Origin of the sequence: Cupriavidus lacunae, assembly GCF_003353055.1 — a bacterium.
Classification (GTDB): domain Bacteria; phylum Pseudomonadota; class Gammaproteobacteria; order Burkholderiales; family Burkholderiaceae; genus Cupriavidus; species Cupriavidus lacunae.
Map to the genome: position 1 here is coordinate 1 of NZ_QKWJ01000074.1, position 19,884 is coordinate 19,884.

Annotated in this window: 19 protein-coding genes; 11 read left to right on the forward strand and 8 right to left on the reverse strand. The window is 67.1% G+C overall.

The window, feature by feature from the left end:
• Positions 1 to 241: 241 nt before the first annotated feature.
• Positions 242 to 670 (reverse strand): DUF4399 domain-containing protein, encoded by a 429-nt coding sequence (locus DN412_RS33580; RefSeq protein WP_115215528.1) that lies wholly within the window; start codon positions 668 to 670, stop codon positions 242 to 244.
• Positions 671 to 734: 64 nt separating this feature from the next.
• The gene (locus DN412_RS33585; RefSeq protein ID WP_115215529.1) at positions 735 to 1,160 is read right to left on the reverse strand and encodes a DUF4399 domain-containing protein; all 426 of its coding nucleotides are present in this window, start codon (positions 1,158 to 1,160) and stop codon (positions 735 to 737) included.
• A gap of 893 nt (positions 1,161 to 2,053) precedes the next feature.
• Between DN412_RS33585 and DN412_RS46040 the strand changes: the two genes are divergently transcribed.
• Positions 2,054 to 2,704 carry a formylglycine-generating enzyme family protein gene (locus DN412_RS46040; protein ID WP_425267467.1) on the forward strand — a complete coding sequence of 217 codons (651 nt, stop codon included), beginning with the start codon at positions 2,054 to 2,056 and terminating at the stop codon, positions 2,702 to 2,704.
• A 36-nt stretch (positions 2,705 to 2,740) separates the two neighbouring features.
• Here the strand turns inward: DN412_RS46040 and DN412_RS33595 are convergent, their stop codons facing one another.
• Positions 2,741 to 4,777 (reverse strand): serine/threonine-protein kinase, encoded by a 2,037-nt coding sequence (locus tag DN412_RS33595; protein WP_115215531.1) that lies wholly within the window; start codon positions 4,775 to 4,777, stop codon positions 2,741 to 2,743.
• A gap of 408 nt (positions 4,778 to 5,185) precedes the next feature.
• Between DN412_RS33595 and DN412_RS33600 the strand changes: the two genes are divergently transcribed.
• The 5 genes from DN412_RS33600 to DN412_RS33620 all read left to right on the forward strand — a co-directional run bounded on the left by DN412_RS33600 (position 5,186) and on the right by DN412_RS33620 (position 9,242).
• On the forward strand, positions 5,186 to 5,455 hold the full coding sequence (locus DN412_RS33600) for a hypothetical protein (RefSeq protein WP_115215532.1): 270 nt from the start codon (positions 5,186 to 5,188) through the stop codon (positions 5,453 to 5,455).
• A 58-nt stretch (positions 5,456 to 5,513) separates the two neighbouring features.
• A complete protein-coding gene (locus DN412_RS33605) occupies positions 5,514 to 5,783 on the forward strand; it encodes a hypothetical protein (protein ID WP_115215533.1) in 270 nt (89 codons plus the stop codon).
• Between the two features lie 91 nt (positions 5,784 to 5,874).
• Positions 5,875 to 6,147, forward strand: a complete 273-nt coding sequence (locus DN412_RS33610; RefSeq protein WP_115215534.1) for a hypothetical protein — start codon at positions 5,875 to 5,877, stop codon at positions 6,145 to 6,147.
• 104 nt (positions 6,148 to 6,251) lie between these two features.
• Entirely contained in the window at positions 6,252 to 6,494 is a 243-nt protein-coding gene (locus DN412_RS33615) for a hypothetical protein (RefSeq protein WP_115215535.1), read from the forward strand.
• An 810-nt stretch (positions 6,495 to 7,304) separates the two neighbouring features.
• The gene (locus tag DN412_RS33620) at positions 7,305 to 9,242 is read left to right on the forward strand and encodes a DEAD/DEAH box helicase (RefSeq protein ID WP_115215557.1); all 1,938 of its coding nucleotides are present in this window, start codon (positions 7,305 to 7,307) and stop codon (positions 9,240 to 9,242) included.
• Positions 9,243 to 9,340: 98 nt separating this feature from the next.
• Here the strand turns inward: DN412_RS33620 and DN412_RS33625 are convergent, their stop codons facing one another.
• Positions 9,341 to 10,597: an SUMF1/EgtB/PvdO family nonheme iron enzyme gene (locus tag DN412_RS33625; protein WP_115215536.1), complete on the reverse strand. Its 1,257-nt coding sequence runs from the start codon at positions 10,595 to 10,597 to the stop codon at positions 9,341 to 9,343.
• Between the two features lie 140 nt (positions 10,598 to 10,737).
• Complete coding sequence (gene egtD, locus DN412_RS33630; protein WP_115215537.1) at positions 10,738 to 11,832, reverse strand: L-histidine N(alpha)-methyltransferase; 1,095 nt, start codon at positions 11,830 to 11,832, stop codon at positions 10,738 to 10,740.
• A gap of 551 nt (positions 11,833 to 12,383) precedes the next feature.
• Here egtD and DN412_RS33640 point away from each other — a divergent pair.
• The 3 genes from DN412_RS33640 (at position 12,384) to DN412_RS33650 (ending at position 14,522) form a co-directional block, all read left to right on the forward strand.
• The gene (locus DN412_RS33640) at positions 12,384 to 13,085 is read left to right on the forward strand and encodes a TerC family protein (protein WP_115215539.1); all 702 of its coding nucleotides are present in this window, start codon (positions 12,384 to 12,386) and stop codon (positions 13,083 to 13,085) included.
• Between the two features lie 145 nt (positions 13,086 to 13,230).
• Positions 13,231 to 14,025: a thymidylate synthase gene (locus tag DN412_RS33645; protein WP_115215540.1), complete on the forward strand. Its 795-nt coding sequence runs from the start codon at positions 13,231 to 13,233 to the stop codon at positions 14,023 to 14,025.
• Positions 14,022 to 14,522 (forward strand): dihydrofolate reductase, encoded by a 501-nt coding sequence (locus DN412_RS33650; protein ID WP_115215541.1) that lies wholly within the window; start codon positions 14,022 to 14,024, stop codon positions 14,520 to 14,522. Before DN412_RS33645 ends, DN412_RS33650 begins: the two co-directional genes overlap by 4 nt.
• A gap of 948 nt (positions 14,523 to 15,470) precedes the next feature.
• Here the strand turns inward: DN412_RS33650 and pmbA are convergent.
• Positions 15,471 to 16,838, reverse strand: coding sequence for a metalloprotease PmbA (pmbA, locus tag DN412_RS33655; protein ID WP_115215558.1), 1,368 nt, complete (start codon positions 16,836 to 16,838; stop codon positions 15,471 to 15,473).
• Positions 16,839 to 16,905: 67 nt separating this feature from the next.
• On the opposite strand from pmbA, the gene yjgA reads away from it, so the two are divergent.
• Together yjgA and mog are read left to right on the forward strand one after the other, a co-directional pair.
• Positions 16,906 to 17,517, forward strand: a complete 612-nt coding sequence (gene yjgA, locus DN412_RS33660; protein WP_279635282.1) for a ribosome biogenesis factor YjgA — start codon at positions 16,906 to 16,908, stop codon at positions 17,515 to 17,517.
• Entirely contained in the window at positions 17,514 to 18,152 is a 639-nt protein-coding gene (gene mog / locus DN412_RS33665; RefSeq protein ID WP_115215543.1) for a molybdopterin adenylyltransferase, read from the forward strand. Before yjgA ends, mog begins: the two co-directional genes overlap by 4 nt.
• Before the next feature lie 47 nt (positions 18,153 to 18,199).
• Here the strand turns inward: mog and DN412_RS33670 are convergent, their stop codons facing one another.
• Together DN412_RS33670 and orn are read right to left on the reverse strand one after the other, a co-directional pair.
• Positions 18,200 to 19,081: an AEC family transporter gene (locus DN412_RS33670; protein WP_115215544.1), complete on the reverse strand. Its 882-nt coding sequence runs from the start codon at positions 19,079 to 19,081 to the stop codon at positions 18,200 to 18,202.
• A gap of 121 nt (positions 19,082 to 19,202) precedes the next feature.
• Positions 19,203 to 19,829, reverse strand: a complete 627-nt coding sequence (orn, locus tag DN412_RS33675; RefSeq protein WP_078197253.1) for an oligoribonuclease — start codon at positions 19,827 to 19,829, stop codon at positions 19,203 to 19,205.
• Positions 19,830 to 19,884: the final 55 nt, after the last annotated feature.

Genomic DNA, 19,884 nt, shown 5'->3' on the forward strand with positions numbered 1-19,884 from the left:
CGATCCTCTACGAGGATCGCTTCACACAACCCCATCACTGAGATAGGATCAAAGGCCTGCCTGCCGGGCAGCCTGCCCGGCAGGCAGGCCTTTAGCCTTGCACACAAAAATCCTGACACCCCCGGCGAGTCACTTTTTGTCCGAGCGACAAAAAGTGACCCGCCCAGCAGGGCGGAACCGGACGCTCAAACAACCACCAGATGAATGCCGCAGCAGCGGCAACCAAACCGCCCCCCCCAATTCACTTCACATAAATCGTAATCCTCTTCGAATAAACCGGCGGGTTCAACGGAATATGCTTGTCATCCCCCATCAAGAGCTGCAACGTATGCTTCCCAGGCGGCAACTCAATCATCGTCTCCGTCTCCCCCGCCCCGAAATGCAGATGATTCCGATCATTGGGAATCTCCTTGTCCATCGGCGGCAGATCCACATCGATCAGCAGGTGATGATGCCCCGTATTCGGAAACTTCACATCCTTAGGCGCCACCCCCATATTGCGCAGCCCGAACCACACCTTGAACGGCTTGCCCGCAGGCATGGTCTGCCCGTTATTCGGCCAGCCGATATAGAGATAGGCATTTGGCGGTGCCGGCGTCGAACCGCCCTGCACCACCGCGGACAGCAGCAGGCTGACGGCAAAGACAGCCGAGGCAAGTAGTCTGGACATGACGCTCTCCCCTGTTTCCTGATCGGCCTCGGTCGGCATGCGCGGCGGCGCACGCACTGCACCGCTATTTCACCGTGACCGTGATCTTCTTCGAATAGATCGGCGGCTCGAACGGCACATGCTTGGCATCGCCCACCAGCAACTGCAGCGTGTGCTTGCCGGGCGGCAGTTCAATACGCGCATCGGTCTCGCCCGCGCCGAAGTGCAGGTGGTTCTTGTCCGAAGGGATTTCCTTGTCCAGCGGCGGCAGCTCGGTGTCGATCAGCAGGTGGTGATGCCCGCAGCGCGGCGATTCGACGCCCTTGGGGCAGACGCCCATATTGCGCAGGCCCATGCGCACCCAGAACTTGCCGCCGCTGATGACGGCGCCGTCATACGGCCAGATGATGTAGACCTCGGCATTGGGCGGGGCTGCCGTCGACAACGACAGCGAGGGAGCAGCGGCCAGCGTTGCGGCCGCCAGCAGGCGGAACAGAAATCGTCTGGACATACGCGGCGCCTCCCGGAGTTCTGTCCGAAACCCGATCACGTTGTCCCGAAAGCCCGTTCTTGTTGCTTGTTGGTCAGCGCTCGGCGATTCGTCATTCAGGTTAGGACGCAACCCCGGAAAAAGCGACCCCGGCGTGCCGCGGCGGCATGGGAATGCTCCGCCGGAGACACAAGTGCTGTGCTATCTTGAAGCAAGCCGGTCGACGTCTCGGCAACACCACAATGCGCCCCCACGCATGTTCCGGCAGGTACCAGCATGCGGCGGGATCGCGGCGGCTCCAGCGAGGTGTGAAGATGTGGCGCAATCTACCAGTCGTACGCGTGGCCGCGGTAAGCGCAATGGTCACAATGACCGCGATCCTCGCCACCGCGCCGTTGCCCGCGCAGGCAGCTGCCGCTGATGCGCCGCGCACGCAGCCGCTGCTGCTCGCCGGCATCATGCCCAAGAACACGGACGAGCAGTACGAACTGAGCTTCTGGGAATCGATCAAGAACAGCAACTACGCCGCGGACTACGAGGCCTACCTGAAGCAGTATCCCAACGGGCGCTTCGCGGTGTTGGCCAGGGCACGGCTGGAGCGGCTGGCAGCGAGCGCGTCCGCGCCCAAGGCGCAATCCCCGTCACCACCGCCACGCTCCGGCACCTCCGCCGGTGGCCAGGTCTCGCGCCCGTCTGCCCCCTCTGCCCCCTCTGCCCCCTCTGCCCCCTCTGCACCCGCCGCACCCGCCGCTGCAGCGCGTCCTGCATCACCACCGGCTGCGCCGCCGGTGGCAGCATCGCCGCGCCCGGGCGTGGCAGCAGGCGGCGCGGTCAGCACTACGCTGCACAACGGCGAGATCCGCGATTGCCCGGCTTGCCCCGTGCTGGTCTCCCTGCCGGCAGGCAGCTTCACCATGGGCAGCAGCGCCAGCGATCCCGCCGAGAAACCCCCGCATCACGTCACCATCGGCCAGCCCTTTGCCATCGGTCGCTATGAGGTCACGGTCGAACAATGGAATGCCTGTGCCGACGCCGGCGGCTGCCAGCGCATTCCCACCGTTGCCGAAAGCCCGAAGAGCGCGCCGGTGCGCGACGTCAGCTGGGACGATGCGCAGCAGTATGTGGCCTGGCTCAGCAAGACCACCGGCAAGAGCTACCGGCTGCCGACCGAGGCGGAATGGGAATACGCAGCGCGCGGCGGCACCGCCAGCGCCTACTGGTGGGGCGACCAGATGCGCAAGGGCAACGCCAACTGCAAGGACTGCGGCGAGCCCTGGAACCAGGACGCGCCGGCCACGGTCGGCTCGTTCGCGGCCAACCCGTATGGCCTGTACGACGTCAACGGCAGCGTGTGGGAATGGGTGGCCGATTGCTGGCACAGCTCATACAAGGGCGCGCCCGTCGACGGGCGCGCATGGAACGAGAACGGCTGCGGTGCGCGCGTGATCCGCGGCGGCTCCTGGCGCGAAGGGGCAAGCTACATGGTGTCGTCCACGCGCTTCAAGTACAGCCCCAGCGTGCGGCAATCGCAGAACGGCTTTCGCGTGGTGCGCGACATGAAGTAACCGCTGGCGGGAATGCAAACCGGGCCGGAACAGCCATCAGCGCGCGCGCGTGGAAATCTGTACCAGGTCCGCGCTGATGTGGTCGCGGCCATAGGTGCGCGCCATCTGCGCGAGCGGCTTTTCCAGCGCCCGCAGGTAATCCTGCCGCGACTCGACCTCGGCGCGGCGCCCCACGAACAGCGGCGCCGGCGTGGTCAGTAGCACTACCAGTTCGGTGCCGAAGGGCGCGGAGACGACCCAGTCGCCACTGTCGCCAATTGTGGCGCTGTACCCGGACGGCGCCTGGTTGGCCGGTATGTGCGTGCTCGGCACCATATGTGCCACCTTGCCGTCAGCCGCGAAGTAGTCGACGTAGACATAGGAGTCCTGCGCCGGCGTGCGCAGGTCCAGCACCATCGGGGAGCCCTCGGTCAGTTGCGTGCCCTGGCCGCGCAGGCGCAGTGACGAAGCCGTCCCGCCCTGCCTGTTGCCAGACCAGTACGGCGCGATCATCGTGGCCACGTCGCACTTGTCAGCGGCCAGCGGCTGAGTGTCCAGCGCCATGCTCTTCAGTGCCTTGGCGCCCGGCAAGCCGTTGAGCTGTTCGCGCAGGCGCGCGGCGCCCACGCTCTCGGCCAGGAAGCCGCGCACGTGCAGCGTCTGGCCCTGCTGCGTGGCGGTGAGCAGCGAGCATGGCACGGCGGCCAGCAGCTTGCCGACCTCGGCCATCGACAACTCCGCCCGGGCTGGCGGTGCGGGCGCCGGCGCGGCCGGGGTGGCAGGCGCTTCGGCGCGGGAGTCGGCGGCCGGGGCTTCGGCCTGGCGCTGCGAATGCCAGGCGTAGTAGCCCAGTGCCGCCACGCCCGCCAGCACGGCCAGCACGCCGCCCGCCATGCGCGGGTCGGGGCGGCGCGTGGGTGCCGCCGGTACTGCACTCATGCCTTGCAGGAAGCGCGCGACCGTCGGCGTGCGCGTCTCGCGGTCAAGCGAGAGCGCCTCGCGCAGGGTCTTCCATTGCGTGCGGCTCAACTGCGGCAGCTGCGCCGGCTTGAGCGCGGCATCGCGCGCCTGGTTGGCCGAGAGCCGCTGGTAGGGATGCTTGCCGGTCAGCAGTTCATAGCTCACGCAGGCCAGCGCGAAAATGTCGTCGCGCGGGTCGGGCTCGCAATGGTCGAACATCTCGGGGCTGGCGTAGGCCGGCGTCATGCCGCCCAGCGAGCCGGGATCGAACACAGTGCGGTCGGATTCGTCGGCCGGCGGCAGGAAACCGCGCGCAATGCCGAAGTCGATCACCTTGACCTCGCCATTGTCGGTCAGGAAAACATTGGCGGGCTTGAAGTCGCAGTGCACGAATCCGCGCTCGTGCGCGTACGCCAGTGCGTTGCCCATGCCATTGATGATCGACATGGCACGCGCCATCGGCATGCCGGCAAAGCCCGGGGCCTTGAGCACATGATTGAGCGACGAGCCCGACAGATATTCCATGGTCAGGAAGACCACCGGTCCGTCGCGGTCGAAGTCATAGACGGTGACGATATTCCGGTGCGCCAGCGTCTGCGCCTTGCGCGCCTCGCGCTGCAGCGCCATCAGCGACTTGGGATGTCCGCTGAATTGCAAGTTCAGCACCTTGATGGCGATGTACGGCTTGCGGTCCGAGGCCTCCAGCTTGCGCAGGTCAAGCGCCTTGTAGACCGTGCCCATGCCCCCGACGCCCAGGCATTCCTCCAGCACGAAGCGGCCGTTGAGCGTATCGCCCACGCCCTTGGTGTGGGCCGACTGCGGCAGCGTGCCTGGCTCGGGCGTGGCCACATACATCGAGCCGGTTTCGGTACCGGCCAGGCGCGTGGCTTCGGTGGTGCCCTCATACTGGGTGGCGCCGCGGCGCTCGATGCGCCGCATGACTTCGGCGTAGACCGCGGGCGGGAACGGAAAGCGCGTGTTTTCCTCGATGACCACGCGCGCGGCCTGGCTTGGCGTAGTGGGGTCCTGCGCCAGGGCGGTTTCGAACGACGCAACAAACTCGTCGTCGGAGAGACCGCCGTTCTGGAACTTGCGGATCAGGTCTTTGAGACTGGCCACGGGATGCCCCGACATGGTTGCTGGTAGGGCTTGGTCCCACCGTGCGGATATGCCCTGCCTTCGATGGATACTAGTGCGCACCCATGGCATGCGCAATCCATGCGAGGCCGGTGTGCAACGCCGCGTACGGGCCCCACGGACCAGGCGAGGCGGTTGCAGCACGCCACTGTCGCGGCCGCGCCAACACCCGCACGCCGCCTGTTGGCTGCGGCCCGTCACCGGTGGCCCGCGGCATGCGTCCCAGCCAGTGCGCGCAAGCCGACATCGAAAATAAATCCCTCATGTTTTCAGGCAGTTGCGCTCGCCCGACAAGGTCAGCAACGGCGTTGGCACACTCCCTGCGTTAGTACCTCCCGAGCGCGACACCAACCCGATGCTCGAAACCAAACCCAAGGCAACACCTTCCTCTATCAGGAGACCATCATGACCACGCTGACCATCAAGGACCTGTCCTCCACCGAAACCCTGGACCGCAAGGGCATGCACGCCGTGCGCGGCGGCCTTGCCTACCTGCCGTTCGCCGCTGTCTACAGCCCGGTGAAGGTGTCGATCGACAAGAGCATCACCGCCATGCAGGACATCGCCCAGCTGCAGTCCGTCACCAACATGAACGGCAACGGCTCGGCCTTCCTGGACCACGTCAAGTCCGACGTGCACACCAACCAGAACGGCACCAACAACATCTACGGCTGAGCCCTCACGCCGCCTGCAGACTGAACCGAAGCACTGACTACCGATACCGGAGACCATCATGACCACGCTGACCATCAAAGACCTGTCCGCCACCGAAACCCTCGACAGCAAGCGCATGCACGCTGTACGCGGCGGCCTGGCCTACCTGCCCTTCGCCGCCGTCTACATGCCGATCAAGGTGTCGGTCGACGACAGCATCAAGGCCACGCAAAGCATCGCGCAGATGCAGACCGTCACCAACCTGAACGGCAACGGCTCGGCCTTCCTGGACCACGTCAAGTCCGACGTGCACACCAACCAGAACGGCACCAACAACATCTTCGGCTGATACACGGATGCGCAGCACGCGCGGAGACGCCGCCCCAACGCAGCAATCTCCGCGCCAACTGCCCCGGCACCCCACTCAAAGGAGCACCATCATGTCAACCATCCTCGTTCGCGATCTTGCCCTGAGCAAAGAACTCGACCGTGCCTCGCTGTGCGCCGTACGCGGCGGCAATTCGTGGCTCAGCCGCGGTATCGGCGACGTCGGCCCGCTGGCCAACGTCACCGTCAACGTCAACCAAAACATCGCGCAGTTGCAGGCCATCAACGTCAACACGCTCAACGGCAGCTTCGTCGGCCCCGGCGCCGGCCCGGTGCGCGTGAACGTCAACCCGGCGCAATGGGGCGGCAATTTCGCCGCCGTCTGAGCGCACCGTGCGGCGGGCCCGCAGGCAGGAGCGCGGGCCGCCTCGCCTATACTGAAGCGGTCCCGCGGCCGCATGGCCGTGGCCCCGCTTGACCGGAGACAACCATGGCAGTGATCGTCATCAAGGATTTGCCCGACAGCATGGATCTCGACCGGCAGGCCATGACCACCATCCTCGGTGGCGGGCGCACCGCCGGCGGCCAGGCATGGCATGGCCTGCGGCGCCAGGGCGCCGCGCGCATCGTCGACTACCCGGGTGGATTGCCTGGCAACCGCCTCGTGATGCCGCGCGAGCAGCCCCTCGGCCGGCTGCCGCGCAAGGCCGCGGGCAAGGACGCCGAGGACTGAGCGGCAACCGGGAACGCCAAATGAAAAGCCCGCCATCGCTGGCGGGCTTTGGATGCGGACGGGCCCGGACCACCTGGGTCACGCGGTCAGCAGTTCGGTCATTCTGTTCCAGGCAGGCTTCCCATGATTCCGCCCATGAAGCGGACGCCCATCCGGACCACCCGGATAGTCGCAGAAAGACTGGCGCGTGGAGTCAATGACCGCAGTGCTCGCCGCGAACAGCGGCGCAATGCCGCTGGAGGAGGTCAAGCGGGAGCGTTTTTCGTCCGCCCCGTGCGGGCATCCTGTGTGCTCGCGCCTCCAGTATAGGCGGGGCTTTCCGGCTTGCAACCAGCGTGGCGCCGCTCCTGTCCCTGAGGTGGCGAACGCCTGACATATCCGGTTACGTTTTCGCAGTGCAACAAAAATTCCGGACTCTGCTATAATCCGCGCCGTGAGTTTCGCAACTGTGAGATCCGCCAAACGCCCGGCTACCTGCCGCGGCGAATCCGCTGCCCTCCCAAGCTCTGTTTCCTCGCTGCCGGACGCCTAGTCATCACAATGGCCCCAGCCGCCCAGCAGAACGCACCGCTCACCTGACGTCGCCTCGTCTCCGATCCTGTTGAACAGCCTGAAACCTGAGCTGTTTGCCTGCCAGGGATTCGGCCGGACCGCCTAGCGGGACCAGCCACCGCCCTGCCTGCCGCCGTACTGCCAGCTGTGTCTGTCGTAACGGCCTCACCGATTGGCGCCGAAGCCTTTTTAAAGACTTTGCACTGCGCCCACCCCATTCGCTTTCGGGGTGCCATGCATTTATTTGACCATTCCGACATGACCCAGCACGACATTCGTGCGGAGCAAGCTATTGCCTCCGCGACCGACGCTTCGATCACTTCCGACGCTGCCCAGAGCCCGCTCGACAAGCTCGACGCCATGCTCAACCCCAGCCCGGCAGTGGAAGCCCCGGCCGTGGAAAGCGGTTTCGCGACGCTTGGCCTCGATGCGGCCATCCTGCGCGCCCTCTCCGAACTGAACTACAACACGCCCACGCCGGTGCAGGCCCAGGCCATCCCGGCCTTCCTGGCCGGCCGCGACCTGCTGGTCTCGAGCCAGACCGGCTCGGGCAAGACCGCGGCGTTCATGCTGCCCGCGATCCAGCGCATCAGCGAAATGCCGGCGCCGCAGCGCTCGACCGAACCCGCCAAACGCATGAAGGGCAAGCGCCCCCGTCCGTCGCCGGCGCAGCCCGCACTGCTGGTGCTGACCCCGACGCGCGAACTGGCCCTGCAGGTGACCGAAGCCGCCGCCAAGTACGGCCGCAACCTGCGCCGCATCGTCTGCGCCAGCATCCTGGGCGGCATGCCCTACCCCAAGCAGCTGGCCGCGCTGGCCAAGATGCCTGACATCCTGGTGGCCACGCCGGGCCGCCTGCTCGACCATATCGACGCCGGCCGCATCGACCTGTCGGCGCTGCAGATGCTGGTGTTCGATGAAGCCGACCGCATGCTCGACATGGGCTTTGCCGACGACATCGACGCCATCGTCAACGCCACCCCGGCCACGCGCCAGACGCTGATGTTCTCGGCCACGCTGGATGCCCGCATCGCCCAACTGGCCTCGCGCCAGCTGCGCGACCCGCAGCGCATCGAGATCGCCGCGGCCCGCGCCGACCAGAGCCATATCGAGCAGCGCCTGCACTTCACCGACGACATGTCGCACAAGGAGCGCCTGCTGGACCACCTGCTGCGCGACGCAACGCTCAAGCAGGCCATCGTCTTCACCGCGACCAAGCGCGATGCCGATTCGCTGGCCGAGCGCCTGTCCGACACCGGCTTCTCCGCCGGCGCGCTGCACGGCGACATGACCCAGGGCGCGCGCAACCGCACCCTGACCGCCCTGCGCCGCGGCAACCTGCGCGTGCTGGTGGCCACCGACGTGGCTGCGCGCGGCATCGACGTGCCCGATATCACCCACGTGGTGAACTTCGACCTGCCCAAGCAGGCCGAGGACTACGTGCACCGCATCGGCCGTACCGGCCGCGCCGGCCGCTCGGGCACCGCCATCAACCTGGTGAACCACAACGACATGTTCCAGTGGAAGCGCATCGAGCGCTTCACCAACCAGCGCATCGACGCTTCGGTGATCGAGGGCCTGGAGCCGCGCCGCTCGCCCAAGCCGCGTTCGAACTTCGGCGGCAAGCCGGGCGGCGGCCGCGGTGACTTCCGCGGCAATGGCGGCGGCTACCGTGGCGGCGAACGCAACTTCGGCGATCGCAAGTTCGGCGGCGGCGAAAACCGCACCGGCTTCGGCGAGCGCAAGTTCAGCGGCGAGAGCCGTGGCTTCGGCACCCGCCCGGAAGGCGCGCGCCCGTTTGGTGACGACAACCGCGGCGGCTTCGGCAACCGTGAAGGCGGGTTCGGCAACCGTGAAGGCGGCTACCGTGGCCAGGGCGGCCAGGGCACCGGCTACCGTGGCGCCAACGACGGCGCACGTGGTTTCGGCAACCGCGAAGGCGGCCGCACGTTCGGCGACGACAACCGCGGCGGCTTCGGCAACCGCGACGGCGCCGCGCGCAGCTTCGGCGACAGCAACCGCGGCACCGGCGATGCCAACCGTGGCACCGGCGGCGGCTACCGTGGCAACGGCGAAGGCCGCAGCTTCGGCAACCGCGATGGCAACCGTGACGGCAACCGCGGCTTTGGCGGCGGCTTCGGCGGCAATGGCGGCGGCAACGGCAACCGCAACAGCCGCTCGCGCTACGAGCGTTGATCGGATGGTGCGCTAAGCGCACCTGCCAGGCAGAAGAAAGGGCACCCTCGGGTGCCCTTTTCCGTTGCTGCGCGTGGTTGCGCGTTGCGTACAGCCCGCTACAGCGCGCAGGTGCGAAAACCGATAAAGGACAGGTCGTCCTCCGGCAGCAGCGCCCAGCGTGCCCGCACATGCCGCAGCCGCACCGGGCTGGCGAACGAAACGCCGCGCACCGACTGGTGCGTGCCGAAGCGGCCGACCATCTCGCCGTCGGATGGCGTGGCAGCAAATCCCGCATAGGGCTCGTAGGGCGTGGCAGTCCACTCGCGCAGCGCGCCCCACTGCAGGCCACGGTTCTGCGTCGCGGCGAGTTCCCATTCCGATTCCGCCGGCAGGCGCCGCCCTGCCCACACGCACCACGCCTGCGCCTCGTACAGCGTGACGTGGCGCACTGCCTCCTCCGGATTGAGCGTGCGCAGAGTGCCGAAGCGCTCCACCATCCAGGCGCGCGATTCCGGATGCCGCGACCAGTAGCGCGGCGCCGACCGTTCCTGCGTCATCAGCCACTGGCGCCCCGCCGACGACCACCACGCCGGGTGCTCGTAGCCGCCGTCTTCGACGAACTCCAGGAACTGCGCGTTACTGACCGGCGCCATATCCATTTCAAAAGCGGGAACGTAGGTGGGCTGGGGCGGCAACTCATCCGGCCAGGCAAAGCCGTCGGGATCGCTCCAGCCGAGCGTGAAACGTCCGCCCGGGAAATGCAGCGTGCCACCATGCCCTGCCGGCTGCACCGGGCCGGCCCCGATGGCCTCTGTCGGCGCCATGCTCAGCGCCTGCAACAGCGCGGCCACGCCTTCGCCCTGCGCATCCTCGTGCAGCAGCGCGCGGCGGTACGGGTACAGGGTGAGGTCGCTGTCGTCGGGCAGCAGTGCGATCCGGCGCAGCACGCCGTCGAGCACGCCGGCGGCATAGCGCTTGACCACCGCCACGTCCGGCAGCGTGACATCCCAGCGCTCATCCGGGCCGATACGGTCCGGGTCGAACCATTCGTCGGCGCCGTCCAGCAGCGAGGGCTCGGAGGCCACCGGCACCGGCACGCCGCCGCGATCGACCTGGCGCACGCCGCGCAGGCACCACCACTCCGCATGCCAGGCCACATGCCCGAGCGTCCACAGCGGCGGATCGGCATCGTACTGGCGCGGCACGTCCCACGCGCGGCGCGTCTGCCCGAAAGGCGCCAGCCACGCCAGCGTGCGGTTGCGCGCGTCGACCAGCGCCTGCGCCAGCCCTTCGCGCGGCAACCGCCGCGGATCTGACCACGTCGCCTTGCCGCCGGTGAAATAGAGATCGGGAAGCATGGGAAAGCCGCTCATCGGGATGGATTGCGCAGGGAGTGAACAGTGGACAGGCAATGATCGAAGCAGGCCGATAGCCACGGCGCGCCAGGCCCGCCGTGGCTATCGGCCATTATGACACTACCTGCCAACCCTGCCGGGCGCGCCCCGGCACAGCATCAGCCGCGCGCGTGGAATACGGCGAACCATCCGCGCGGATCGGTCCAGTACACCGGATCGTCAAAGCCGGCGGCTTCCAGCAGCAGCGCGAAGTCCTCCGGGCGGTATTTGTACGAATCCTCGGTATGGATCCGGTCGCCGGCGGCAAACTCGCGCGCCCCGCCCTCCCACTGCACGCGCACCTCGCGGCAGGCCTGCAGGTGCATCTGGATGCGCGAGGCCTCGCGGTCGAAGCTCGCCACATGGTGCCAGTCGCCCAGCGCGAAGTCCGTGCCGACGATGCGGTTCACGTTGCGCAGCACGTTGCGGTTGAACGCGGCGGTCACGCCCAGCGCGTCGTCATAGGCCGATACCAGCGTGGCCTCGTCCTTGTGCAGGTCCACGCCGATCAGCACGCCGTCTCCGCGCCCGGCCGCGCCGCGCATGCGCTGCAGCAGCGCCAGCGCCTCGATCGGGGCGAAATTGCCGATGCTCGAGCCCGGATAGAAGAACAGGCGCCTGCCACGCCTGACGTTGAAAGGCAGGTCGAACGGCGCGCACAGGTCGGCGCCCAGGCCCAGCATCGGGATCTCGGGATGCTGCTGCTGCAGCGCCGACAGCGTCGCGCGCAGGAACTCGACCGAGATATCCAGCGCCACGTACTGCGCCGGACGCAGGCTGCCGAACAGCCCCGCGGCCTTCTCGCAGTTGCCCGCGCCCAGGTCCACCAGCACGCAGCCACTGCCCGCACGCGCCGCAATGGCGGGCCCCGCGCTGGCAAAGATCGCGGCCTCGGTGCGGGTGGGGTAGTACTCGGGCAGGTCGGTGATGGCCTCGAACAGGCGTGAGCCCAGCACGTCGTAGAAGAACTTGGGACTGATGGCAGCCTGCCCGGCGCGCAGCCCGGCCAGCACCTGCTCGCGCAGCGCGCCGCTGTCTTCGCGGTATTGCTGCACGAATTCCGGCTGCGGCGGCCGGTGCGGGCGGCCGTTGGCCAGCGCGACCAGCGCCGGCGGCGCGGCGGCATGACCGTTATGGTGGTTAAGAGGCGGGAGAGGTGTCTGCGGGGCTTTGTTCTGTGGAGGCGTGTTCGGCGGATTCGGGACAGCCGGCATGTTGTTTCCTTGTGTGGTCGCAAATGGTCACTGCGTCACTGCGTATTCCCCAAGGCCGCGCTTGCATGTCGTGCGCGCCGGTCTCCGCAACGCATTCCTGTGCCGTCCGGGACGCATCGGGCGGAGCCGAATTTCAAGGATAGGCCGATCCGGCGGATCGCGCAGCGTCCAATGGCCATATGGACGGCATACGGACGGCATGGGCGACGCACACAAGCCGAGTTCGTCACTTATATTTTCTTGAGTCAGTATCTTTCCTGATGAGGCATGTCCCTTGCAGTTCGTCTATAATCTGCCCCAGCGTGGCCCTGAACGGGTCGCGTCCCTCAAAGGGGAGTAGCTCCGGGGCCATGCCCTTAGCACAATCGTCATTCCGGGACCCGTGTCCCCGGTTGTGCTGACCGTCGGTGCGCATACCGCGCCTGTGGTCGAGCAAGACCTTTGCAACCTGGTTCTCATGGTTTGCAAAGGCGGCCCCCACCCTCCCATGCTCCGTGAATCCAGGCGAACCCAACGCGCGCTTGCGCCGATTCGTACCCTGAGGAGAGTTCATGGAGTGGTTTACCGATCTGTTCACGATGCAGTTCCTGACGGCACTGCTGTCCATCGTCGTCATTGACCTGGTGCTGGCCGGCGACAATGCCATCGTGATCGCCCTGGCGGCGCGCAACCTGCCTCCACATCTGCAAAAGAAGGCCATTATCTGGGGGACTGTCGGTGCCGTGCTGGTCCGCTCGGCCATGACGATCGGCGTGGTCTGGCTGCTGAAGATCCCGGGGCTGATGCTGGTCGGCGGCCTGGCGCTGGTGTGGATTGCCTACAAGCTGCTGTCCGACGAAGGCGACGGCGAGGGGCACGGCTCGGGCGCCTCGACCCTGTGGGGCGCGATGAAGACCATCATCATCGCCGACGCGGTGATGGGCGTGGACAACGTGCTGGCCGTGGCCGGCGCCGCCCACGGCAGCTTCCTGCTGGTGGTGCTGGGGCTCCTGATCAGCATCCCCATCGTGGTGTGGGGCTCGAGCCTGGTGCTCAAGCTGATGGGCCGCTTCCCGGTCATCATCTATCTGGGCGCGGGCGTGCTGGCGTTCACGGCAGTCAAGATGATCGTGCACGAGCCGATGGTCAAGGCGTTCTTCGAAGCCAACCCGGTAATCAACTGGGGCCTGTACGTGCTGATCGTCGGCGGCGTGCTGAGCGCCGGCTACCTCGTGCAGAAGCGCCGCGTGCAGCAGCCGGCCGCCAGCCACTAAGGCTGCAAGCCGTGCCAGGCATGGCCGGGGCAGCCGCCCCGGCCGGCCGGAGAAGGGCGACCCGGAGGGGTCGCCCTTCTTGCTTTAAAATGCCAGCTTTGCGGGTCCAGCACCCGCGTCACTTCTCCCATCCCGCCCCGCGCCGATGAAACAGTATCTCGACTTCATGCGCCATGTGTACGAGCATGGCACCGACAAGGCCGACCGCACCGGCACCGGCACGCGCTCGGTGTTCGGCTACCAGATGCGTTTCGACCTGCGCGAAGGCTTCCCGGTGGTCACCACCAAGAAGCTGCACCTGAAGTCGATCATCTATGAGCTGCTGTGGTTCCTGCAGGGCTCGACCAATGTGCGCTGGCTGCAGGAGCACGGCGTCACCATCTGGGACGAGTGGGCCGACGAGAACGGCGAACTGGGCCCGGTCTACGGCTCGCAGTGGCGCTCGTGGCCCGCGCCGGACGGCCGCCATATCGACCAGATCACCGACTTGGTGGCGCAGATCCGCGCCAATCCGGATTCGCGCCGCCTGATCGTGTCGGCCTGGAACGTGGCCGACATCCCGCGCATGAAGCTGCCCCCCTGCCACGCGTTCTTCCAGTTCTACGTGGCCGACGGCCGGCTGTCGTGCCAGCTCTACCAGCGCAGCGCCGATATCTTCCTGGGCGTGCCGTTCAATATCGCCAGCTATGCGCTGCTGACCCACATGATGGCGCAGCAGACCGGGCTGGAAGTGGGCGACTTCGTCTGGACCGGCGGCGACTGCCATCTGTACAACAACCATTTCGAGCAGGTGCAGACTCAGCTCGCGCGCGAGCCGCTGGCGCTGCCGCAGCTGAAGATCCTGCGCAAGCCCGACAGCATCTTCGACTACCGCTACGAAGACTTCGAACTGGCCGGCTACCAGTCGCACGCCGCCATCAAGGCACCGGTGGCCGTATGACACTGCTGACACTGGTTGTTGCCCGTGCCCGCAACGGCACCATCGGCCGCGACAACACGCTGCCGTGGCGCCTGCCGGAAGACCTTGCGCACTTCAAGCGCACCACCATGGGCGCGCCCGTGATCATGGGCCGCAAGACCTGGGAATCGATTGGCCGCCCGCTGCCGGGGCGCCGCAATATCGTGGTCAGCCGCAACCCGGACCTGCGTATCGAGGGCGCCGAGGTGGCGGCCTCGCTGGAAGACGCGCAACTGCTGTGCGTGGGCGTCGACCAGATCTTCCTGATCGGCGGCGCGCAGCTCTATGCCGAGGCCATGCCGTGCGCGGACCGGCTGGTGGTGACAGAGATCGACGCGGATGTGGAAGGCGATGCCTTCTTCCCGGCGATCGACCGCGCGCAGTGGCTGGAAACCGCGCGCGAGACGCATCATTCGGAAGCGAACGGGTTTGACTATGCCTTCGTCACGTATGAGCGGCCGCCGTCTGAGGAATCGTAAGGGTTTTTTGGGGATGGGGGCTTGTTGGCCATGTGGTTGGGTGGCGTGCTTGGCGGGCGTGGGCTGTTTCGCCGGCGTGGCCGGCGGGGCTTCTTGCTCGTTAGCTTGCTTGGGTATGTAGGTCGGGTTCCCTGTTGTCGTAGGTTTGACCGCCTGGTTCCGCCCTGCTGGGCGGGTCACTTTTTGTCCGAGCGACAAAAAGTAACCAAAAAACGCGTCGCCTCTGGCGGCTGGCCACCAATTTGGTGGTGGGGGTGGTTCGGGCGGTGGTGCTTGCCGTTTTGCGTGGTTGGCCGTTCGACCCAGCTACGCTCCCTGTCCGGTGCCTGCGTCGACGGACTATTGGACGAACCCGACTTTAGGCTATTGGCAGCCTGCTAAACACGTTATCGGTGGGACGCCTGCGGCTGCGCTGCGCGCACTCAGTATCGTAGGTCGGGTGCCCGGGCACGGAGTGCGTCGCTGCGCTCGCACGGGGCTGTCGTGATGCCGGGCCAAAAGCGGGGCCAGGAAGTAGGCGGCAGCTCTGCCACGTTAGGGCCGGCGCGAAGCGCAGCCGAAGGCGTCCCACCGACGCGGCACTTAGCAGGCTGCCAACAGACTAAAGTCGGGTTCGTCCAATAGTCCGTCGATGTGGGCACAGACAGGGTGCGTAGCAGGCCCGAACCACCAACCCCATCGAACGGAAATCACCACCGCCCGAACCACCCCCACCGCCAAATTGGTGGCCAGCCGCCAGAGGCGACGCGCTTTTTGGTTACTTTTTGTCGCTCGGACAAAAAGTGACCCGCCCAGCAGGGCGGAACCAGGCGCTTAAACCTACGACAACAGGGAACCCGACCTACATCCCCAAGCTAACGAGCAGGAAGCCCCGCCGGCCACGCCGGCGAACCAGCCCACGCCCGCCAAGCCCCACAACCAACCCCACTAGCAACAACCCCACCACCCTCAATTCCCAGCAATCGTCATCTGCTCAAGCAGGATCGACCCGGTTTCCTTGGTGCCGCGCACCAGCGCATCCGCGCCGATAGCGACGATCTGCTGGAACATCTCGGCCATATTGCCGGCGATGGTGATTTCCTCCACGGGGTACTGGATCACGCCATTCTCGACCCAGTAGCCCGACGCGCCGCGCGAATAGTCGCCGGTCACGTAGTTGACGCCCTGCCCCATCAGCTCGGTCACCAGCAGGCCGGTGCCGAGCTTGCGCAGCATGGCCGGGAAGTCGTCGCCGGGCTGGGTCAGGCTGCTCGACAGCGTCAGGTTGTGCGAGCCGCCGGCGTTGCCGGTGGTCTGCATGCCGAGCTTGCGTGCGGAATAGGTCGACAGGAAATAGCCCTGCACCACGCCGTCGCGCACCACGTCGCGGGCGCGGGTGCGCACGCCTTCCTCGTCGAACGGGGCGCTACCCATGGCGCCGGGGGTATGCGGCTGTTCATGGATCTGGATGTGCGGGGCGAACACGGCCTGGCCCAGGGAATCGCACAGGAAGGTGGACTTGCGGTACAGCGCGCCGCCTGACACCGCCTGCACGAAGGCGCCCAGCAGCCCCGCGGCCAGCGGCGCCTCGAACAGCACCGGGCAGCGGCGCGTGGACAGCTGGCGCGCCTGCAGCCGCGCCAGCGCGCGCTCGGCGGCGTAGCGGCCGATGTCCTCGGGCGCGGCCAGTGCCAGCGGCGAGCGTTTGGACGAATACCAGTCATCGCGCTGCATGCCGCTGCCGCTGCCGGCGATCGGCGCGCACGAGATGAAATGGCGCGAATACGGGTAACCGCCCGAGAAGCCGCGCGTGGTCGCCAGCACGAACTGCGAATGCTGCGCCGACACGCTGGCGCCGTCGCTGTTGCGGATGCGCGGCGACACCGCGAAGGCCGCGGCCTCGGCGCGGGTGGCGATGTCGATGGCGCGCTCGGCGTCGAGCGCCCACGGATGGAACAGGCTCAGGTCCTGCGGCGCGCGTTCCAGCAGCTCTTCCTCGGCCAGGCCGGCGCAGTCATCCTCGGCCGTGAAACGGGCGATGTTGTAGGCCGCCTCGGCCGTGGCGCGCAGCGCGGCCGGCGAGAAGTCCGAGGTGCTGGCATTGCCGCGGCGCTTGCCGATCATCACCGTGACCCCGACCACCTTGTCGCGGTTCTGCTCGATGGTCTCGACCTGCCCCTTGCGCACCGACACCGACAGGCCGCTGCCCTCGGAGATCTCGGTGGCGGCGTCGGTCGCGCCCAGTTCGCGTGCCACGCGCAGCACATCGGCGGCCATCTCGCTGAGCTGGGCCTGGGTGTAGGTGAAATGCGCGGTCTGTTCGGCGATCTGGTCCATGTGGTCCATGCTGGGCGGGTGTCATCAAAAGTCCAAGCGGCAATCATAGCAAGATAAAATGCCGGGCATGACGCGAAATTCCCGTAACCCACAAGGCTCGCGCTTTCCCGGAGGCTTTGCGCCCGAACCGGAAGACGACGAACCGAAAAGCAAGTCGCAGCGCAAGCGCGACATGACCGCCCTGCAGGATCTTGGCGCCGAACTCGAGGCGCTGGCCAAGGACCGCCTGGCGCGCGTGCCCATGCCCGAAGCGCTGGCCGACGCCATCCACCAGGCGCGCCGCATCAACAGCCATGAAGGCAAGCGCCGCCAGATGCAGTTCGTGGGCAAGATCATGCGCGGCCTCGAGGACGAAGAGGTCGAGGTGATCCGGCAAGCGCTGGAGGGCTTCAAAGGCACCAGCAAGGCCGAGACCGCCCGCATGCACCTGATCGAGCGCTGGCGCGAACTGCTGCTGGCCGACGACGCGGCGCTGACGCGCTTCCTGGCCGAGCATCCCGGCATCGACGTGCAGGCGCTGCGCAACACCATCCGCAACGCGCGCAAGGAGAAAGAGCAAAGCAAGCCGCCGCGCTATTTCCGCGAGCTGTTCCAGGCGATCAAGACAGCGCTCGACGTGAAGGATGGCAAGGGCGCTGCCACGGAGGGCCACCCCCCTACCCCGGAGCCCGAGGCATGACCCAGACCACCCAGCCGGTTGTCCGTAACCATCCCGACGAACTCGTTGTCGGCTTCGTGTCGATCTCGGACCGCGCCTCGGCCGGCACCTACCAGGACGAAGGCATCCCGGCGCTGCGCGAGTGGTTCGGGCGCACGCTGACCTCGCCCTGGCAGGCGGTGGAGCGCCTGATCCCGGACGAACAGGCGCAGATCTCGCGCACGCTGATCGACCTGGTCGACGTGGCCGGCTGCGACCTGGTATTGACCACCGGCGGCACCGGCCCGGCGCGCCGCGACGTGACGCCCGAGGCCACGCTGGCCGTGGGCACCAAGGAAATGCCCGGCTTTGGCGAGCAGATGCGCCAGGTCAGCCTGCATTTCGTGCCGACCGCGATCCTGTCGCGCCAGGTGGCGGTGATCCGCGAGACCGCCAGCCGCGCCGCGCTGATCATCAACCTGCCCGGCCAGCCGCGCGCGATCCGCGAGACCCTGGAAGGCCTGCGCGACGCTGACGGCAAGTCCGTGGTGCAAGGGATCTTTGCTGCGGTGCCGTATTGCATCGACCTGATCGGCGGCCCCTACATGGAAACCGACGAGGCCATGGTCAAGGCCTGGCGCCCGAAAAACGCCGTGCGCGCCAAGCCCGCGGCATAAGCAACCCGCCCGCCGGCGAACGCCGCGCGGGCGCCCTCCCCCCCGCCTCAGCGCAAGCCCAGGTACAGCCCCACCGGCACGAACACCACCGCGGCGATATTGCCCAGCAGCACGATCGACGCCACCTGGTCCGGCTCCTGCCGGAAGTGGTCCGCCACCAGGAAGTTCAGCACCGCTGGCGGCAGCGCGGCAAACACAAAGAGCAGGCCACGCTGCAGTTCGGTCAGTGGCACCCACTGCGCCAGCAGCAGCGCCACCGCAATGCCCGTCAGCGGACAGGCTGCGGCGCCCACCAGGCCCATGCCCCAGTTGCGCAGGCTCACGTCCTTCATGCGCACGCCCAGCGCGAACAGCATCAGCGGCACGGTGGCATCGCCCAACAGCTTGACCGACTGGTAGACCGGGTCGGGCAGCGTGAACCACGGCCGCGCCAGCGCCAGCCCCACCCCCGCCACGGTGGCCAGCACCATGGGGTTGCGCGCGATCTGCGCCAGCGACGCATGCCGGTTGACGATCTTCATGCCAAGGGTGAAGTGCATCAGGTTCGACGCCGCGAACAGCGCCACCGCCGGCGCCAGGCCGGCCGGGCCGAAGGCGAACACCGACAGCGGCAGGCCCATATTGCCGCAGTTGTTGAACATCATCGGCGGCACGAAGGTGCGCGGATCGACCTTCAGCAGCCGCGCCATACCCCAGGCCAGCAGGCCGGAGCCCAGCACCACCGCCACCGCGCAGCCCAGCAGCACCAGCTGGTCGGCCAGCACGAAATCCTTGCTGACGAAGGCCGACACCACCAGCAGCGGCGCGATCACCTCCAGCGTGGCGCGGTTGATGCCCGCCATGTCCGGGTGGGCCTTGCGCCCGTACAGCCACCCGACCAGGATGATCAGGATGACCGGGGTGATGATGCTGAAAATGCGCTCAAGCATGGGCAGGCGGGCGGGGCGCGCCCCGGGCAGCGCGCGGCGTCCGGCGGCGGCAACGCGGCCGCCCGGTGCGGACGGCCCGTCGGTTATGGTGGGTTGTCGTCAGGGGAGCGGCCGGCCCCGGTTATTGCGCCGGGGTGTCGGCGGCCGGTGCATCGGCAGCGGGTGCCGCGCCCGGCACGGTGTGACGGATAAAGTGCGTGCGGTAGTAGCGCAGCTCTTCGACCGATTCCAGGATATCGGCCAGCGCCGTGTGCAGCTGGCGCTTGATAAAGCCCTTGTGGATGGCCGGCTCCCAGCGCTTGCACAGTTCCTTCAGCGTCGACACGTCCAGGTTGCGGTAATGGAAGAACGACTCCAGCTTGGGCATGTAGCGCGCCATGAAGCGGCGGTCCTGGCAGATCGAGTTGCCGCACATCGGCGACTTGCCGGCCGGCACCCAGCGCTTGAGGAAGGCCAGCAGCTCGGCCTCGGCCTGCTCTTCGGTCAGGGTCGATGCCTTGACCTTGTCGATCAGGCCCGAGCGGCCGTGGGTGCCCTTGTTCCAGTTGTCCATGCCGTTTAGCACGGCATCGCTCTGGTGGATCACCAGCACGGGGCCTTCGGCCAGGATATTGAGTTCGGAGTCGGTAATGACGATCGCTATTTCGATGATGCGGTCGGTATCCGGCTGCAGGCCGGTCATTTCCATGTCCAGCCAGATCAGGTTATTTTCACTCTTGACGGATTTGACGGCGGCTTGGCTTGTCATCGGGACTGCGGAAGATAGGGATTTCAGGGAAGCGGCCGCGGCTGGGCCGGGCGCG

Bases quoted from the DNA above. Each gene is read 5' to 3' on its own strand.
- DN412_RS33580 (WP_115215528.1), bottom strand. From the start codon at position 670: ATGTCCAGACTACTTGCCTCGGCTGTCTTTGCCGTCAGCCTGCTGCTG.
- DN412_RS33585 (WP_115215529.1), bottom strand. From the start codon at position 1,160: ATGTCCAGACGATTTCTGTTCCGCCTGCTGGCGGCCGCAACGCTGGCC.
- DN412_RS46040 (WP_425267467.1), top strand. From the start codon at position 2,054: ATGGGCAGCAGCGCCAGCGATCCCGCCGAGAAACCCCCGCATCACGTC.
- DN412_RS33595 (WP_115215531.1), bottom strand. From the start codon at position 4,777: ATGTCGGGGCATCCCGTGGCCAGTCTCAAAGACCTGATCCGCAAGTTC.
- DN412_RS33600 (WP_115215532.1), top strand. From the start codon at position 5,186: ATGACCACGCTGACCATCAAGGACCTGTCCTCCACCGAAACCCTGGAC.
- DN412_RS33605 (WP_115215533.1), top strand. From the start codon at position 5,514: ATGACCACGCTGACCATCAAAGACCTGTCCGCCACCGAAACCCTCGAC.
- DN412_RS33610 (WP_115215534.1), top strand. From the start codon at position 5,875: ATGTCAACCATCCTCGTTCGCGATCTTGCCCTGAGCAAAGAACTCGAC.
- DN412_RS33615 (WP_115215535.1), top strand. From the start codon at position 6,252: ATGGCAGTGATCGTCATCAAGGATTTGCCCGACAGCATGGATCTCGAC.
- DN412_RS33620 (WP_115215557.1), top strand. From the start codon at position 7,305: ATGACCCAGCACGACATTCGTGCGGAGCAAGCTATTGCCTCCGCGACC.
- DN412_RS33625 (WP_115215536.1), bottom strand. From the start codon at position 10,597: ATGAGCGGCTTTCCCATGCTTCCCGATCTCTATTTCACCGGCGGCAAG.
- egtD (WP_115215537.1), bottom strand. From the start codon at position 11,832: ATGCCGGCTGTCCCGAATCCGCCGAACACGCCTCCACAGAACAAAGCC.
- DN412_RS33640 (WP_115215539.1), top strand. From the start codon at position 12,384: ATGGAGTGGTTTACCGATCTGTTCACGATGCAGTTCCTGACGGCACTG.
- DN412_RS33645 (WP_115215540.1), top strand. From the start codon at position 13,231: ATGAAACAGTATCTCGACTTCATGCGCCATGTGTACGAGCATGGCACC.
- DN412_RS33650 (WP_115215541.1), top strand. From the start codon at position 14,022: ATGACACTGCTGACACTGGTTGTTGCCCGTGCCCGCAACGGCACCATC.
- pmbA (WP_115215558.1), bottom strand. From the start codon at position 16,838: ATGGACCAGATCGCCGAACAGACCGCGCATTTCACCTACACCCAGGCC.
- yjgA (WP_279635282.1), top strand. From the start codon at position 16,906: ATGACGCGAAATTCCCGTAACCCACAAGGCTCGCGCTTTCCCGGAGGC.
- mog (WP_115215543.1), top strand. From the start codon at position 17,514: ATGACCCAGACCACCCAGCCGGTTGTCCGTAACCATCCCGACGAACTC.
- DN412_RS33670 (WP_115215544.1), bottom strand. From the start codon at position 19,081: ATGCTTGAGCGCATTTTCAGCATCATCACCCCGGTCATCCTGATCATC.
- orn (WP_078197253.1), bottom strand. From the start codon at position 19,829: ATGACAAGCCAAGCCGCCGTCAAATCCGTCAAGAGTGAAAATAACCTG.